Origin of the sequence: Micromonospora sp. NPDC049175 (genome assembly GCF_043197345.1) — a bacterium.
GTDB lineage: Bacteria > Actinomycetota > Actinomycetes > Mycobacteriales > Micromonosporaceae > Micromonospora.
The window spans coordinates 987,446-1,003,656 of record NZ_JBICSY010000001.1 but is presented as its reverse complement, the minus strand read 5'-3'; the positions used below and the strand labels follow the sequence as shown (position 1 = coordinate 1,003,656).

Here is a 16,211-nt window from a genome sequence, read left to right as displayed (position 1 = left end):
GGGTGCCCGGGGTGTGATCACGGGGCGTGGTGGGCAACAATGGTCACCGAGGAGGGGAGTATTCCTTCGCGACGGAGTCGTCAGCACGGTCGATCGTCGGAACCACGGCGACCCGACCCGGCTCCGTAGGTCGCCGTTTCCGTTCGCGGGCGGCGGCGGAAGAGACCTCCGACAGTCACCAGAGTGAGCGACAGCGGCACACCGGCCCGAGCGGGGGCGTACGGTGTGCCCGACGCCGCGTGTCTGCCGGAGGAAAGAACGTTGGACGTGTCCGGATTAGTGTGGGCGGGGACGCTTGTCGTACTGACCGCGGTCCTGCTCGTTGACCTGTTGATCATTGGCCGGCGCCCGCACGAGCCGAGTGTGCGGGAGTCGAGCCTCTGGGTCGCCTTCTACGTCGGGCTCGCCCTGCTGTTCGGGGCGGGTGTCTGGCTGACCGCTGGTGCCAGCCCGGCCGGGCAGTTCTACACCGGCTGGCTCACCGAGTACAGCCTCTCGGTGGACAACCTCTTCGTCTTCGTGATCATCATGGCCCGCTTCGGGGTGCCCCGGCAGTACCAGCAGAAGGTGCTGCTCGTCGGCATAGTGCTGGCCCTGGTGATGCGCGGTGGGTTCATCGCCGCCGGTGCGGCGCTGATCTCGCAGTTCTCCTGGGTCTTCTACATCTTCGGCGCGTTCCTGATCTACACCGCTGTCAACCTGGCCCGGCAGGGCGAGCCGGACGAGGACGAGTTCTCCGAGAACGTGCTGATCAGGTGGAGCCGCAAGGCGTTGCCGATCTCCAAGGAGTACGACGGCGCGAAGCTCACCACCCACTCGACCGGCAAGCGGCTGTTCACCCCGATGCTGATCGTGATGATCGCGATCGGCACCACCGACCTGATCTTCGCACTGGACTCGATCCCGGCGATCTTCGGCATCACCCAGGAGCCGTACCTGGTCTTCACCGCGAACGTCTTCGCGCTGATGGGCCTTCGTCAGCTCTACTTCCTGCTCGGTGGCCTGCTCGACCGCCTGATCTACCTGAGCTACGGCCTGGCCGTCGTGCTCGGCTTCATCGGCGTCAAGCTGGTGCTGGAGGCGTTGGCCGACAACCAACTGCCGTTCATCAACGGTGGCGAGCACGTCGGCTGGGCACCGCACATCCCGATCTGGCTGTCGCTGCTTGTCATCCTCGGCACCCTGGGCATCGCCACCGCCGCCAGCCTGATCAAGTCCTCCCGGGACCGGCGCCGCGAGCTGGCCGACGCCCGTCGCTGACCGGAGACCGGCCGGGCGCCCCGATGCGCCCGGCCGGTCCCCACCCGGTGCGCGCGCCGACTAGCGGCGGATGTCCTGGCGGTCCGACCCCGGTGCGCGTTGACCAGCGGCGGATGCCCTGGCGGTCCGACCCCGGTGCGCGCCGATCAGCCGAGGATGACCCCCGCCGTCAGACCCGGTGTGCGCCGACGAGCGTGGCGGTCCGATCGGCCGGTAGTGGCTCTTCGATGACCCGCCGCCGCCGGTAGCAGGCGTGCAGCATCCGCCGCTCGCCGCCGGCCCCGGGTGGGGCGGTGACGATGCCGATGTGGTGGATCTTGCGGCCGGGTCGGGCGAAGAAGTAGAGGTCACCGGGGCGCTCCGCCCCCAACGCCAGCGGGGTGGTGGCGACGGCCTGGTCGTCGGCGTCGCGGGGGAGCAGCACCCCGAACCGCCGCCAGGCCAGGTGCACCAGCCCCGAGCAGTCGATGCCGTGCGCGGAGAGACCGCCCCAGATGTAGGCCACGTGCAGCAGCCGCTGCGCCACCGCGAGCGCCTGCTCGGCGGTCGGCGCGGCGGCCGAGGCCGGGACCAGGTGGCTGTCGGGCAGCCAGAGCGGCGCGGCCTGCCCCGGGGCGTGCACCGGCCGCCAGTCGTCGCGGGCGGGGCCGGTCGGCACCAGGCGGGTGCCGACGACGACGCCGGGCAACACCACAGGCCCGCCCGGGGCGGCGTGCAGCGCGGTGACCGTGGCGTCCACCACCACCTGGGCGTCGGTGCGGGTGACCGGGTCGACCGCGGCCAGTTGGTCGGCGGGGAGCCAGCCCGGGTAGCCGCGCGGGTCCAGCTTGGCGGCCGGCTGCTCGACGGCGACGACGCGGGCCCAGCCGTCCGGTCGTAGCTCGCTGACGAGGACCCGCTCGCCGAGCAGGAGTTGGCTCAGCACACAGTCGCCGACCTGCTGCTCGGTGCTGAGACCGGAGACCCAGGCCAGGATGTCGGCGCCGGCGGTCAGCGCCGGGCGATCGACCGGACGGACCGCCTCGGGCGAGGTCCACAGTGTTGCCACCGCGACGCGAACGACGGCCTCGCGGCCCGGTTGCAGCTCCACGTCAACCCCCAGATCGAGTCGGTTGTCCAGGGAACCCTATGAAAGAAAACAACACTCATCAAGCGCGAGCCTGCACCTTAGCTTCAGCCAGCCCGGAGATGCCCAGGCCGGGGGCGTTCGGCAGCACCACGGTAGCCCCGTCGTACCGTATCCCGCCCTGCACCGGCGACCAGGCCAGCCACCAGGCGGCGTCCAGGTCGCTGACCGCTGTGGTGCCGTACGCGGCGACCAGGCTCGCCGCCGCCCCGATGCCGACCTGACTCTCCATCATCGAACCGACAACCGTGCCGAGCCCGTGGGCGGAGGCCAGGTCGAGGAGGGTACGCGCCGGGTGCAGCCCGCCACACTTGGCCAGCTTGACGTTGACCAGGTCGGCGGCCCGACGGCGGATCACCTCCACCAGGTCGCGGACCCCGAAGACCGCCTCGTCGGCCAGGATCGGCACGGACACCCGGTCGCTGACCCAAGCCAGCCCGTCCAGGTCCCAGCGGGGCACCGGCTGCTCGACCAACTCCACGTCGAGCCCGGCGTCCTCGATGCCACGAATCACCCGGACCGCCTCCCGGGGCGACCAGCCCTGGTTGGCGTCCAGCCGGATCCGAACCCCGGGGCCGACGGCCGCGCGGACGGCGCGTACCCGGTCCAGGTCGGTGCTCGCGTCGGTGCCGACCTTCACCTTGAGCACGCCGAACCCGTCGGCCTGCCGCTGCCGCGCCGCCGCCGCCAGGTCCACCGCGTCGCCCGCCGCCAGGGTGACGTCCGTCGGGACCCGCAGCGAGGTGCCCCCGAGCAACCGCACCAGGGGTACGCCCAGCCGTCGGGCGGCGAGGTCGTGCAGGGCGACGTCCACCGCCGCCTTCGCCGCCTCGTTGCCCGCCACCGCGCGCTGCACGTCGGCGCACCGGGTCACCAGGTCGTCCGGGTCACGACCGATCAACCGCGGACCGAGCAGTTCGCCTACGCACGCCCGCGCGCCGGCGACCGACGCACCGGTGACCTGCCAGACCTGGGGCGCCTCGCCGAAGCCGGACCGACCGTCGGTGTCGACGAGTTCGACGACGAGCGTGTCCACTGTGGTGGTACGGCGCAGCGCGGTGACGAACGGGGTGTGTAAGGGGGCAGAAACCCGGTGGGTGCGTACCTCCGAGATCGTCATGTGAGGCACCCTATACGCAGGCACGCGGCAGGATGGGGGACCGGATGACCGGGCAGAGTTGGGAGCTGGTGGGCGCACCGAACGCGCGTGAGTTGGGTGGGCTGGTCGGCGCCGGCGGCCGGCGGGTCCGGGTGGGACAGCTGATCCGGACTCCGGCGCTGGGTCGGCTGACCGACGAGGACCTGCCGGTGCTGGCGAAGCTGGGGCCGGCGTGCGTGCTGGATCTGCGCGCCCCCGCGGAGATCGCGGTCGCCCCGGCGGATCGGCTGGCCGGCGAGCCGCGGCTGGTGTGCCTTCCGGTGCACGACCCGGAGCACCCGGTCTTCACGTACGTCTCGGCGGTGCTGCTGGGCCACGACCTGGACGCGTACGCGGAGTTGGCCCGACAGGGCACGGCGGGGGCGATGGCGGCCATCTACCGGTGGTTCGTCACCGGGGAGTCGGCTCGGGTCGGCTTCGCCGAGGCGGTACGGCTGGCCACGCGGCCGGAGAACCTGCCGATGGTCTACCACTGCTCCGCCGGCAAGGACCGCACCGGGTGGCTGACCGTCATCCTGTTGACGGCGCTCGGGGTGGACGAGGCGGCGGTCCGCGCCGACTACCTGCGCAACAACGAGCTCACCGAGAGCCTGCGGGCGGTGATCGTCGAGGCGATGCGTCGGCGGAATCCCGAGCTGGACGTCGACGCGGTGCTGCCGGTGTTGGAGGTCCGCGCCGAGTACCTCGACGCCGGCTACGACGAGGTGCGCCGGGTGCACGGCTCGTTCGACGCGTACCTGCGCGACGGGTTGGGGTTGACCGACGAAACCCTCAGCGCGTTGCGGGCGCACCTGTTGGAGTGACCGGCGCGCCGGTGGGTGTGCCGGTGCGGGCGGCGCGGCCGGTGACGATCAGCGCCTGGCCGGCGGCGTAGGTCGCCATGACCAGCACCGGCGCGCCGGGTGGCTGGGCCACCCCGGCCACCCCGGCGGCGATCAACAGGTCGGAGCCGAGGAAGAGCGCGGCGCCGAGGCCGACCCGCCAGCCCTGGGTGGCGGCGGTGCTCGCCATGGCGGCCAGCGCTACCGCGTAGGCGGCCACCGGTACGGCCAGCCCGACGTCGATCAGCCCCGTCCACATCCAGGTGAGGGCGACGACGGTCAGCGTCGCGTACCCCAGGGGAACCGCGACCAGCGGCGTGCGGCGCAGCGCGGTCGCGGCACCGTGCCGAGTGAAGGCCGCCAGTTGACGTCCTCTCCGTCCTGAAGGGCGGAGATTCCGGTCTGTTACACCCCCGGAGGGGCAAGCTCCCGGTGGGTAACCGCTTCTCTGCGCGGTGCCGGCACGGGTGCCGGTCTTATCTGCGCTCGACGGTCGTTGAGGTCCGCCCGTCCGGCGGCCCTGATGTTCTTGGCGGCGTTCACGTCTCGGTCGTGCAGGCTGCCGCATGGGCAGCCCCACGTCCGGACATTGAGCGCCATCTTGTCGTTGATCCGGCCGCAGTCCGAGCACATGCGCGTCGACGGGAAGAACCGATCTACCCGGACGAAGGTGCGCCCGCGCCGGGCGGCCTTGTACTCCAGCATGGCCGCGAACTGCGACCACCCAGCGTCGTGCACCGACTTCGCCAACCGTGTCCGGGCCAGACCGGTCACGCACAGGTCCTCGACGAACACCGCTTGGTTGTCGCGGATGATCTGCGTCGAAAGCTTGTGCTGCCAGTCCCGCCGGGTGTCGGCCACCTTCGCGTGCGCGCGGGCGACCTTCCGGACGGCCTTCTTGCGGTTCTTGCTGCCCCGCTGCTTGCGGGACAAGCCCTGCTGCAATCGGCGCAGCTTGCGGGCTGCCCGGCGCAGGAACTTTGGCGCGGTCACCTTCGTCCCGTCGGACATCACTGCGAAGTGCGTCAACCCCAGGTCGATGCCGACCTCCGAGTTCAGCTCGGGCAACGGCTGGTCGACGGTCTGCACCACGAACGAGGCGAAGTACCGACCGACGGCGTCTCGGACCACCGTCACCGACGTCGGGGCAGCCGGCAACTCCCGCGACCAACGGACTTCCAGGTCGCCGATCTTCGGCAACCGCAGTCGACCGTTGTCGAGGACCCTGAACCGGGCGTTGGCGGTGAACCGGACCGCCTGCCGGCTGTCCTTACGGGACCGGAACCGGGGAGGAGCGACCTTACGACCCTTGCGCTTGCCCGAGAGCGAGGCGAAGAAGGTGCGGTAGGCCTTGTTCAGGTCAGCGAGGGCCTGCTGCAACACCACCGACGACACCTCACCCAGCCACGCCCGCTGTGGGGTCAACTTGGCCGCGGTAACCCGCTTGGACAGCTCGGCGTCCGTCGGGTACGGCAGGCCAGCCTCGTGTGCTTCCTGTCGCACGCGCAGCCCGTCGTTGAACACCACCCGCGCGCACCCGAACGCCTTCGCCAGCGCCTCGCGCTGGACGGCATCCGGGTAGAGCCGGTAGTTGTACCGAAGCTGCACGGATCGAGCCTACCTAGGACATCATGCGGACGGTGTGCGCCCACTTCTAGACCGAGTTGGTCGAGTTCAACGGCGAGGAGAACCACGTCCATCTGCTGGTGAAATTCCGACCCAAGCTCGCCCTGGCGAAGCTGGTCAACTCTCTCAAGGGTGTGTCCAGCCGGCGGCCGCGCCAAGAGTTCCCTGACCTCGCCCGCCACTACTACCGCGCCAACCACCTGTGGTCGGCGTCGTACTTCGCCGGCTCCCTCGGCGGGGCATCCCTGAGCGTCCTGCGGCAGTACATCGAGCAACAGAACCGTCCGGCCCAGGGCACGCTCGGGCCTTGACGGCCTCCCGCGCGGGCTCTCACCACCGCCCTGAAGGGCGGTGCACCAGCCCGCATTTCGGTAGCCGCAGTCGGTGGCGCTGTCCTCGCCGCCGAGACTGTCGGGTCAGAGCTGGTGGCGGGCGGCCCAGACCTGCGCCGAGATGTCCGCGAGCAGCAGGCAGGCGTCGTCCTCGACCTGGTCGTCGCCCCCGGCCGGGTCGGTGGTGGTGCAGACGGCGATCAGGTACGGCGGGGCGTCGGCGGGCAGCACCACGCCGACCCCGTGGCGCACACCGCGTACCCAACCGCTCTTGTGCGCGATGCGGGTGCCCTCGGGCAGGCCGGCGGCCAGGTCCTCCCGGTGTTCCTGCGCGAGCAGGACGTCCAGCATGGCCGAGCAGGCCGCCGGCGAGGCGAGCCGGCCCGGGGCGCCGGCCCCGGTGGCCAGCGCGCCGAGCAGGGCGGCCAGGTCGGCGGCGGTGACCGTGTTGGTGATGCCAGCCGCGCGGGCGGCGAAGTCCTCGATGCCCCGGCCCGTGCCGCTGCCGCGGGCACCGGCCAGCGCCCACACCTCGGCGACGGCGGGCAACCCGACGTGTCCGATGACCAGGTTGGTGGCCAGGTTGCTGGACCGCACGATCATCCGCTCGGCCAGCCAGCGCAGCGACGCCGTGCCACCCAGCCGGTCCCAGACGGCGTCGTCGTTGTCGTAGGGCTGCGCGCAGGAGAAGCGGGGCGCGCCGGACTGCGCGGAGTCGAACTCGTTGACCACGGGGACCGGGGCGTCCAGGTCCAGCGTGCCCGCCTCGGCGGCCCGGTGCAGGGCGGCGAGCACCGCCACCTTCATGGTGCTCGCGGCGTAGTGGCCGGCGTCCGGGTGGCGGGTCCAGGTCGGCGGCGCGTCGAGCCGCCCCACGTACGCGGAGACGGTGCCGGGCACCTGGTCCAGGTGGGCGTCGAGATCATCCCAGGTCATGCCGGTGACCGTAGCGGATCAAGCGAGGGTGGGCTCGCGTACCCGTCGGGGGAAAGACGACGGGCGCGTCGGCCGCAAGCGGCCGACGCGCCCGGTGTCGGGTGCTGGTGGGTCAGCCGGCGTGCTTGCGGCGGGCGGTGGCCCGGCCCCGCAGCTGCTGGTCGAGCACCACCTTGCGGATGCGCACCGTGGCAGGGGTGACCTCGACGCACTCGTCCTCGCGGCAGAACTCCAGGGCCTGCTCGAGGGTGAGCTTGCGCGGCGGGACCAGCTTCTCGGTCTCGTCGGAGGTCGACTGCCGCATGTTGGTGAGCTTCTTCTCCTTGGTGATGTTGACGTCCATGTCGTCGGAGCGGGAGTTCTCCCCGACGATCATGCCCTCGTACACCTCGGTGGTGGGCTCGACGAAGAGCTGACCGCGCTCCTGCAGGTTGGTCATCGCGAAGGCGGTGACCGCGCCGGCCCGGTCGGCGACGAGCGAACCGTTGTTGCGGGTACGCAGCTCGCCGAACCACGGCTCGTACGACTCGAAGACGTGGTGCAGGATGCCGGTGCCCCGGGTGTCGGTGAGGAACTCGGTGCGGAAGCCGATCAGGCCGCGCGCCGGGACCAGCCACTCCATCCGGATCCAGCCGGTGCCGTGGTTGACCAGCTGCTCCATCCGACCCTTACGGGTCGCGAGGAGCTGGGTGATGGCGCCCAGGTATTCCTCCGGGGCGTCGATGGTCAGCCGCTCGACCGGCTCACAGGTCTTGCCGTCGATTACCCGGGTGACCACCTGCGGCTTGCCGACGGTCAGCTCGTAGCTCTCCCGGCGCATCTGCTCGACCAGGATGGCCAACGCCAGCTCGCCGCGGCCCTGCACCTCCCAGGCGTCCGGCCGCTCGGTGGGCAGGACCCGCAGGGACACGTTGCCGATCAGCTCCTTGTCGAGCCGGTCCTTGACCATCCGCGCGGTGACCTTGGAGCCCTTGAGCCGGCCGACGAGCGGCGAGGTGTTGGTGCCGATGGTCATCGAGATCGCCGGCTCGTCGACGGTGATCAGCGGCAACGCGACCGGGTTCTCGACGTCGGCGAGCGTCTCACCGATCATGATCTCGGGGATGCCGGCGACGGCGATGATGTCGCCCGGTCCGGCCGTGTCGGCCGGCTTGCGCTCCAGGCCCTCGGTCATCAGCATCTCGGAGATGCGGACCCGCTGGGTGCTGCCGTCGGTGCGGCACCAGGCCACCGTCTGACCCTTGTTGATCGTGCCCTGTCGGACCCGGCACAGCGCCAGCCGGCCGAGGAACGGCGAGGCGTCGAGGTTCGTCACGTGCGCCTGCAGCGGCGCGCCGTCCTCGTACGCGGGGGCGGGGATGGTGTCCAGCAGGGTGCGGAACAGCGGCTCCAGGGAGGTGCTGTCGTCCGGCACCGAACCGTCGGCGGGCTGGGTCAGCGAGGCGATGCCGTCGCGGGCGCAGGCGTAGACGATCGGGAAGTCGATCTGCTCCTCGTCGGCGTCCAGGTCGAGGAAGAGCTCGTAGGTGTCGTCCACGACCTCCTTGATCCGGGCGTCGGGGCGGTCCACCTTGTTGATCACCAGGATGATCGGCATCCGGGCCCGCAGCGCCTTGCGCAGCACGAAGCGGGTCTGCGGCAGCGGGCCCTCGCTGGCGTCGACGAGCAGCACCACGCCGTCGACCATGGTCAGGCCGCGCTCCACCTCACCACCGAAGTCGGCGTGGCCGGGGGTGTCGATGATGTTGATGGTGACCGGGTCGGAGCCGTCCGCCGGCAGGTACCGCACGCCGGTGTTCTTGGCCAGGATCGTGATGCCCTTTTCCCGCTCCAGGTCACCGGAGTCCATCACCCGCTCGGTGTTCTCGCCCCGGGCGCCGTACGCCCCGGCCTGCCGCAACATGGCGTCGACAAGCGTGGTCTTGCCGTGGTCGACGTGAGCGATGATGGCGACGTTGCGGAGGTCGGTGCGAAGCTGCATACCCTCTATCCTTCCGCCTGCGCTCGCGCAGGCCGCGTCGGGGTCACCCCCAGGTGCCCCTGATCTATGGTGAAACTGCTGTCCGGCTGGTTACCCCGGCTGGCATGCTGACTCCCGTGTTCCGGGGGCCTGAGTGCACGACCTGCTGACCTGGGTGCAGAGTCTGCCCGCCCTCTGGATCTACCTGGTCGCCGCGCTGATCGTGGCGGGCGAGACCGCGGTGATCTTCGGCCTGCTCGTGCCGGGTGAGGCTACCCTGCTGCTCGTTGGCTTCCTCACCTACAACGGTACCTTGCGGCTCGGACCGGCGTTGCTCGCGATGATCGTCGCGGCGGTTCTCGGTGACGGGCTGGCCTTCCGCGCCGGCCGGCGCTACGGGCCCCGGCTGCGCGCCGGGCTGGGTCACCGGGTCGGTCCCCGGCGGTGGGCCAGGGCCGATGCCATGCTCGCCCGGCTCGGTGGGCGGGGTGTGTTCGCGGCCCGTTGGGTGGCTTTCGCCCGCACCCTGGTGCCCCGGTTGGCCGGTGCGGCCGGCATGCCGTACCGGCGGTTCGCACCGTGGAACCTGGCCGGGGTGGCGACCTGGGTGGGCGGCTCGGTCCTGCTCGGTCACCTCGCCGGTGAGTCGTACGACACGGTCTCCCGGCTGCTCGGCCGGGCCACCGGCGTGGCGGGGCTGCTGCTGGCCGGCCTGCTGGGCGTCGTGCTCGTCGGCCGGTGGCTGGGTCGCAATCCCGACCCGGTCCGCGCGCTGCTGTCCCGGGCCGGCGCGCTGCCCCCGGTGCGGTGGCTCACCGCCCGCTACGGGGTGCTGTTCTTCCTGGTGGCCATGCGGATCGGACCGGCCTGGACGCTGCTGCTCAATCTGGCCGCCGGGCTCCTGCTGCTCTTCGCCGCCGGGCTCGCCATCGCCGGGCTGCTCGCCCTGGTGATCCGCAACAGTGGGCTGGCCGCGCTCGACGACGCCATCGCGGGGTGGTTCGCCGCCCGGCGTACCCCGGACGCCGCCGAAGCCACGATGGTCGTGGTGTCGGTGGTACGAGGGTCGGTGTTGATCGCCCTGGTGGGGTTGGTGGCGGCGGTGCTGGCGTGGCGCAACCGACCCTGGCGGGCGGACCTGCTCAGCGTGGTCGGCACGGTGGGCGCGTTCGTGCCGCTCGTGGTGTTGGCGGTGGCCGCCGAGGTGACAGGCGCGCACAGCACCGCGCCGGGCGGCGGCGAGGTGGCCGCGCTCTCGACCCAGAACGCCGTGGTCGCGGCGAGTTTCTGCACCCTGGCCTGGCTGGTGTCGCGCAGCGCCCGCTGGCCGGTGGCGGTGGCCGCGTGGACGACCGCCGCCGCGGGGATGCTCGGGATCGGCGGCGCACGGCTCTACCTCGGCCTGGACTCGGCGAGCGGGGCCGCCGCGGCGGTGCTGCTCGGGGTGCTCTGGACCGTGGTGTTCATGGTCGCCTGGGCCACCCGGGACCGGGCCGTGGGTGATCTCGAGCAGCCGGACGACCAGGCGGTGACGCCGCCGCAGGGGCACCGGCGGCCGGTGGAACCTTGTTAGGGTGCGACGACTGTCACACGGGGAGGCACCACGATGGTTCGACTGACCAATCGGCTGAGCGCTGCGGTGCTCGTCGGGCTGCTGGTGTCGGGTGTGCTGGCCGGGTGCGCAGGCGAGGGGAAGAGCCCGCCGGACCAGAACGCCCCGGTCGCGTTCTCGGACATGCCGGCGAATCCCTCCTCCGAGGAGGTCACCGAGGCGCCGAGCCCGTCGGTGAGCGCCGTGGAGTCGATGGGTGCGGCGCCGAGCCGTCGCGCCTCCCCGTCCCCGACCGTGAAGCCGAAGAAGAAGCCGACCCGTACGGCCCCGAAGCCGCTCGCGGTGGCGAAACCGCCCACCGAGACCCTGGTCCCGCCGGCCCCGCCGAAGCCGGTGCCGAGCTCCTGCAAGCCGACCTACCGGGGCACTCAAGCAGCCCAGGCCGAGGCGAAGGCGGCGTTGACGGACGCGGCTGCCCGTTCCTACTGGCCGGTCTCCGCGCCGGACATCAAGATCCCACTCGGCCTGCTCAAGGCCACCGCGTGGCAGGAGAGCGGCTGGCAGTCCAACATCTACGCCTGCGACGGCGGCGTGGGGTTGCTGCAGGTGATGCCGAACACCGCGACCTGGATGAACCAGCGCTTCGAGCAGAGCTACCAGATCGACGACTACCGGGACAACGCCTTCCTCGGGGCCACCTACCTGGCCTGGGCCACGAAGTACATCGGTGACATGTACTTCGGGTCGGACTTCCGCCTCGACCCGGCGCTGTGTGGGGCCGAGCTGAATTCCTGCCTGCTCAACGCGGTCATCGCCGCGTACAACGCCGGACACGGCGCGGTGGCGCAGGAGGGCCAGCCCCTGGCCATCCCCAACCCGTCGTACGTGCGCAACGTGCGGGCGCTGATGACCGAGTGCGTCTGCCTGGGTTACTGATCGCGGGCGGGGCCGTGCCGGTGTCGCCATGGCCCCGGGCGCGTGCCGGTCAGTCGCGGGCGGCGACCGGCTCCGGCGACGCCGGGCTGTCGGCCGGCTGGTCCGGGGTGATCCGGCCGGGCCACCAGAAGCGGTCTCCGAGCAGGAACGCCAGCGCCGGCACGAGGACGGTGCGCACCAGCAGGGTGTCCAGCAGCACGCCGATGCAGACGATGATGCCGATCTGGGTCAGCGTGATCAGCGGCAGCACGCCGAGGACGGCGAAGACCGCGGCGAGCAGCACTCCGGCGCTGGTGATCACCCCGCCGGTGACCCGCAGGGCGGAGAGCATCCCGTCGCGGGTGCCCGCGCCGCGCGCGTCCTCCCGGGCCCGGGTGACCAGGAAGATGTTGTAGTCCACCCCGAGCGCCACCAGGAACACGAACGCGAGCAGCAGCACACCGCTGTCCAGCGCGGGAAAGCCCAGCACGTGGTCGAAGAGCAGCCACGCCGCGCCGAGGCTGGCGAAGAACGACGCGATCACGGTGAGCACCAGCAGCAGCGGAGCGAGCAGGCCGCGCAGCAGCAGCACGAGCACGGCGCCGACGAGCAACAGGATGATCGGCAGGATCAGTCGCAGGTCGCGGTCGTTGGCCTCGTCGGAGTCGTAGGTGGCGGCCACGGAGCCACCGACGATCGCCCCGGATGGCGTGTCGGCGCCGGCCGCGGCGGGCGGAGCGGAATCGGGGACGGCGGCGACCGCCTCGCGCAGGGCCTCGATGGCGCGGTCCGAGGCGGTGGTCCCGGGTTCGGCGTCCAGGACGACGTCGACCTGGGCGACGGCGTCACCGGCGTCGCCGGGGCGTGCCGAGGCGACCCCGGGCACGGCGGTGGCGGCCTCGGTGACGGCCCGCGCCGCCGCCGGGTTGGTGAGCACCGCCACCGGCTGGGTGCTGCCGGCGGGGAACGCGCGGGCCAGGGTCTGCGCCCCGGTCACCGCCTCGGGCTCGGCCCGGAACTGTTCGGTCTCGGACAGGCCGGTGCGGATCCCGAGCCCACCCAGCGCCAGACCGCCGAGCAGCAGGGTGGCCAGCACCGCGACCACCACCGGGCGGCGTTGCACGGCGGTGCCGAGCCGGCCCCAGAGCCGTCCCTCCCGGGCCGGGCCACCGACGCGGGGCACGAACGGCCAGAACAGGCCGCGGCCGAGGAGCACCAGCACGGCGGGGAGCACGAACAGCGCCGAGAGCATGGCGAAGACCACACCCGTGGCGCAGGCCACGGCGAGGGCCCGGTTCGTCTCCTGCTCGCTGAGCAGCAGGGTGAGGACACCGAGCACCACGGTGCCGCCGCTGGCGAGGATGGGCTCGGCGGTACGGCGCAACGCGGCGCGCATCGCCGCGTACCGGTCCTGCTCGCGCCGCAGTTCCTCGCGGTAGCGGGCGATGAGCAGCAGCGCGTAGTCGGTGGCGGCGCCGAAGACGAGCACGCTGGCGATGCCGGTGACCTGGCCCTGCTGGAGGTTGATGCCGACGGCCGGCACGATGGCGTCGACCGCGCGCAGGGTGAGCTGTTCGGTGGCGGCGACCACGACGAGTGGCACGATCCACAGGAACGGGCTGCGGTAGGTGATCAGCAACAGCAGCGCCACCACGGCGGCGGTCACCGCGAGCAGGGTGACGTCGGCCCCGTCGAACACCGAGGACAGGTCGGCGGTGAAGGCCGGTGCGCCGGTCACCTCGGCGTTCAGCTCGCCGGGCAGGTCGCCCAGCGCGGCGCGTAGCTCGTCGACAGTGCCGGTGACCTCGTCCTGACCACCGCTGGTGTCCACTGGCACGGCGACGAGCGCGACCGCCCCGTCCGGGGAGAGCTGCGGGGGACTGACCCGTCCACCCACCGCGAAGCGGCCCAGGTCGCCGGCGCGGGCGGTGACGGCGGCCCGGTCGGCCTCGCTCAGCGCCCCGCCGTCGCCTCGACTCACCACCACGATGGCCGGCTGGACCTCGCTGGACGGCAACTGCTCCTGGAGGCGTTCCACCTGTGTCGACTGCCACCGCACCGACAGGCCGGTGGCGGAGACCGGGGCCGGGTTGTCCGGTTGGGGCGTTCCGAAGACGACCGCGCCGACGACGATCGCCGCGGCCACGGTGAGCCAGGCGGCCAGCCGGCCGCGCGCGACCCCGGTGAACACAGACATCAGATGACCCCAAAGTCCTTCGGCAGCCGAGTATCTTGATAGCCGAGATTATCGAGGGCTGTTCTATGCTGCAACCCGGGAGACCGACGACGGGAAGAGCGGCGCGAGGTGGCGACTCACGGCATGTACCGGCGGCGCGACACGCGCCGCGAGCAGCTGGTCGCGGAGATCACCAACAACCTCCGGCGGTACGCGGTGGACGCCCAGCAGGTCGGCCACGCCTTCGCCAACCTGCACGGCCTCAACCCGACCGACCTCCAGGCCCTGATCGCGGTGATGGACGCCGAACTGCTCGGTGACCCGATCACCCCCGGCCGCCTCGGTGAGCAGCTCAATCTCTCCTCCGGCTCGGTCACCGCCCTGATCGACAGGCTGGAGCGGGCCGGTCACATCCGCCGGGACCGGGACACCGTCGACCGGCGCAAGGTGCTGCTGCACTTCGCCGACCAGGGAGCGGCCCTGGCCATGCAGTTCTTCCAGCCGCTGGGCGCGCGTACCGACACGGTGATGGCCCGCTTCGACGACGGCGAGCTGGAGGTGGTGCACCGGTTCATGGCGCAGATGAGCGAGTCGCTGCGGGGGCACCGGGACGCGGTGCGCGCCGCCCGGCCCGGGTCGCCCCGCCCGCCGACGGGCTGAGCCGTGCCGGCCCGGCTGGTCACCCGCCTCGCGGCCGTCGCGCTGCGGTTGTCGCCGACCCGTCCCGGCCCGGTACGGGTCACCCGCGACATCCCGGTCCGCACCCGCGACGGTGTGGTGCTGCGTACCGACCACTACGCCGCGGCGGTGCGCGGCGCGCCGACCGTGCTGATCCGCACCCCGTACGGGCGGGGCGGACCACTGCGGCTGCTCGGCCGGCTGCTCGCCGCGCGGGGTCGGCACGCGGTGATCCAGGACTGCCGGGGCACCGGAGGGTCCGGTGGCACCTTCGCACCGCTCGTGCACGAGCGCGACGACGGAGTGGACACCCTGGACTGGCTGCGTCGCCAGCCCTGGTGGTCCGGCCAGCTCGGCATGTTCGGGGTCAGCTACCAGGGCTTCGCGCAGTGGGCGCTGGCCGCCGACGCCGGTGCCGAGCTGCGCGCGATGGTCGCGGTGGTGACCGCCTCGGCCACCCGGGACTCGACGTACGCGGGGGAGTCCTTCGCCCTGGACACCGTGCTGACCTGGGCGGAGCTGCTGCACGCGCAGAACGTCGGATGGCTGGCCCGCCAGTGGGAACTCAAGCGGGGCCAGCCCCGGCTGGCCGCCGCGCTGGCGCACCTGCCGCTCGCGGACGCCGACCGGGTGGCCACCGGCGTGACCATCCCGTTCTTCCAGGAGTGGCTGCGCCACCACACCCCGGAGGCGGCGTACTGGCGCGAGCGCGTCTTCGCCGACCGGGTGGCCCGGGTGCGGGCGCCGGTGGTCCTGGTCAGCGGTTGGCACGACATCTTCCTGCCCGCCCAACTCGACGACTACGCCACGCTGCGCGCCGCCGGCACGCGGCCACGCCTCGTCGTCGGCCCCTGGACACACGGCAGCCCGGGGCTGTTCGTAGCCGCCCTGCGGGAGGGGTTGGCCTGGCTGGACGAGCACCTGACGGCGGCGCCACCGGCCGGCCGGCGGGCGCGCCGGGTCGGGGCCGCCCCGGTCCGGTTGCACGTGGGTGGGCCCGGCGGCGGCTGGCGGGACCTGCCGGACTGGCCACCTTCGACTGTCGAGACGGCCTGGCACCTGCATCCGGGAGGTGAGCTGGCGGTCCGCCCGCCGCTCGCGTCGACGCCGGACGAGTTCCGGTACGACCCGGCCGACCCCACCCCGTCGGTGGGTGGGCCGCTGCTGGTCGCCAAGCAAGCCGGCCCGGTGGACAATCGGCAGGTCGAAGCCCGCCCCGACGTGCTGACCTACACCAGCGCCCCGCTGGCCGGCCCGATCGAGGTGATCGGTCCGGTACGCGCCGAGATCCACGTCCGTGGTGAGCTGCCGTACCTGGACGTCTTCGTGCGGCTGTGCGACGTGGACCGCCGCGGTCGCTCGTGGAACGTGTGCGACGGTCTGGTGCGGGTGACCCCCGAACGCTTCCCCGCCGACCCGTCCGGGGTGCGGCGGGTCCCGGTGGCGCTCTGGCCGACCGCGTACCGGTTCGCCACCGGGCACCGGCTGCGGGTGCAGATCGCCGGTGGCGCCCATCCCCGGTGGGCGCGCAACCCCGGCACCGGGGAACCGCTCGGTACGGCGGTGACGCTGCGTGCCGGTTGGCGGCAGGTGCTCCACGACCCCGCTCACCCGTCGGCGCTGCTGTTGCCGATCGTCCACTCAGCCCCGACGGCACCCTCAATCTAAAA

Annotated in this window: 14 protein-coding genes; 7 read left to right on the top strand and 7 right to left on the bottom strand. The window is 72.2% G+C overall.

What is annotated here, in order from left to right; all coding sequences use genetic code 11:
* Positions 1-261 precede the first annotated feature (261 nt).
* Entirely contained in the window at positions 262-1,260 is a 999-nt protein-coding gene (locus ACGFH8_RS04150) for a TerC family protein (protein ID WP_393363078.1), read from the top strand.
* 169 nt (positions 1,261-1,429) lie between these two features.
* Here the strand turns inward: ACGFH8_RS04150 and ACGFH8_RS04145 are convergent, their stop codons facing one another.
* Together ACGFH8_RS04145 and ACGFH8_RS04140 are read right to left on the bottom strand one after the other, a co-directional pair.
* A complete protein-coding gene (locus ACGFH8_RS04145; RefSeq protein ID WP_393363075.1) occupies positions 1,430-2,350 on the bottom strand; it encodes an NlpC/P60 family protein in 921 nt (306 codons plus the stop codon).
* Between the two features lie 58 nt (positions 2,351-2,408).
* Positions 2,409-3,506, bottom strand: a complete 1,098-nt coding sequence (locus ACGFH8_RS04140; protein WP_393363072.1) for a mandelate racemase/muconate lactonizing enzyme family protein — start codon at positions 3,504-3,506, stop codon at positions 2,409-2,411.
* 44 nt (positions 3,507-3,550) lie between these two features.
* On the opposite strand from ACGFH8_RS04140, the gene ACGFH8_RS04135 reads away from it, so the two are divergent.
* The gene (locus ACGFH8_RS04135) at positions 3,551-4,348 is read left to right on the top strand and encodes a tyrosine-protein phosphatase (RefSeq protein WP_393363068.1); all 798 of its coding nucleotides are present in this window, start codon (positions 3,551-3,553) and stop codon (positions 4,346-4,348) included.
* On the opposite strand, the gene ACGFH8_RS04130 is transcribed toward ACGFH8_RS04135, so the two are convergent.
* Both ACGFH8_RS04130 and ACGFH8_RS04125 read right to left on the bottom strand, forming a co-directional pair.
* The gene (locus ACGFH8_RS04130) at positions 4,317-4,694 is read right to left on the bottom strand and encodes a lysoplasmalogenase family protein (protein WP_393364495.1); all 378 of its coding nucleotides are present in this window, start codon (positions 4,692-4,694) and stop codon (positions 4,317-4,319) included. The genes ACGFH8_RS04135 and ACGFH8_RS04130 overlap by 32 nt on opposite strands.
* Positions 4,695-4,771: 77 nt before the next feature.
* Entirely contained in the window at positions 4,772-5,974 is a 1,203-nt protein-coding gene (locus tag ACGFH8_RS04125) for an RNA-guided endonuclease InsQ/TnpB family protein (RefSeq protein ID WP_393363066.1), read from the bottom strand.
* A gap of 56 nt (positions 5,975-6,030) precedes the next feature.
* Between ACGFH8_RS04125 and tnpA the strand changes: the two genes are divergently transcribed.
* A complete protein-coding gene (gene tnpA, locus ACGFH8_RS04120; RefSeq protein WP_393363063.1) occupies positions 6,031-6,303 on the top strand; it encodes an IS200/IS605 family transposase in 273 nt (90 codons plus the stop codon).
* Positions 6,304-6,408: 105 nt separating this feature from the next.
* Here the strand turns inward: tnpA and ACGFH8_RS04115 are convergent, their stop codons facing one another.
* Entirely contained in the window at positions 6,409-7,260 is an 852-nt protein-coding gene (locus ACGFH8_RS04115; protein WP_393363060.1) for a serine hydrolase, read from the bottom strand.
* A gap of 112 nt (positions 7,261-7,372) precedes the next feature.
* Positions 7,373-9,241 carry a translational GTPase TypA gene (gene typA / locus ACGFH8_RS04110; protein ID WP_393363057.1) on the bottom strand — a complete coding sequence of 623 codons (1,869 nt, stop codon included), beginning with the start codon at positions 9,239-9,241 and terminating at the stop codon, positions 7,373-7,375.
* Between the two features lie 133 nt (positions 9,242-9,374).
* Here typA and ACGFH8_RS04105 point away from each other — a divergent pair, with 133 nt between their 5' ends.
* Together ACGFH8_RS04105 and ACGFH8_RS04100 are read left to right on the top strand one after the other, a co-directional pair.
* The gene (locus ACGFH8_RS04105) at positions 9,375-10,793 is read left to right on the top strand and encodes a DedA family protein (RefSeq protein WP_393363054.1); all 1,419 of its coding nucleotides are present in this window, start codon (positions 9,375-9,377) and stop codon (positions 10,791-10,793) included.
* Positions 10,794-10,826: 33 nt separating this feature from the next.
* On the top strand, positions 10,827-11,708 hold the full coding sequence (locus tag ACGFH8_RS04100; RefSeq protein ID WP_393363051.1) for a transglycosylase SLT domain-containing protein: 882 nt from the start codon (positions 10,827-10,829) through the stop codon (positions 11,706-11,708).
* Between the two features lie 49 nt (positions 11,709-11,757).
* On the opposite strand, the gene ACGFH8_RS04095 is transcribed toward ACGFH8_RS04100, so the two are convergent.
* Positions 11,758-13,884 (bottom strand): MMPL family transporter, encoded by a 2,127-nt coding sequence (locus ACGFH8_RS04095; protein WP_393363048.1) that lies wholly within the window; start codon positions 13,882-13,884, stop codon positions 11,758-11,760.
* A 123-nt stretch (positions 13,885-14,007) separates the two neighbouring features.
* Between ACGFH8_RS04095 and ACGFH8_RS04090 the strand changes: the two genes are divergently transcribed.
* Together ACGFH8_RS04090 and ACGFH8_RS04085 are read left to right on the top strand one after the other, a co-directional pair.
* On the top strand, positions 14,008-14,523 hold the full coding sequence (locus ACGFH8_RS04090; protein WP_393364492.1) for a MarR family winged helix-turn-helix transcriptional regulator: 516 nt from the start codon (positions 14,008-14,010) through the stop codon (positions 14,521-14,523).
* 3 nt (positions 14,524-14,526) lie between these two features.
* Complete coding sequence (locus ACGFH8_RS04085; RefSeq protein WP_393363045.1) at positions 14,527-16,209, top strand: CocE/NonD family hydrolase; 1,683 nt, start codon at positions 14,527-14,529, stop codon at positions 16,207-16,209.
* Positions 16,210-16,211 lie beyond the last annotated feature (2 nt).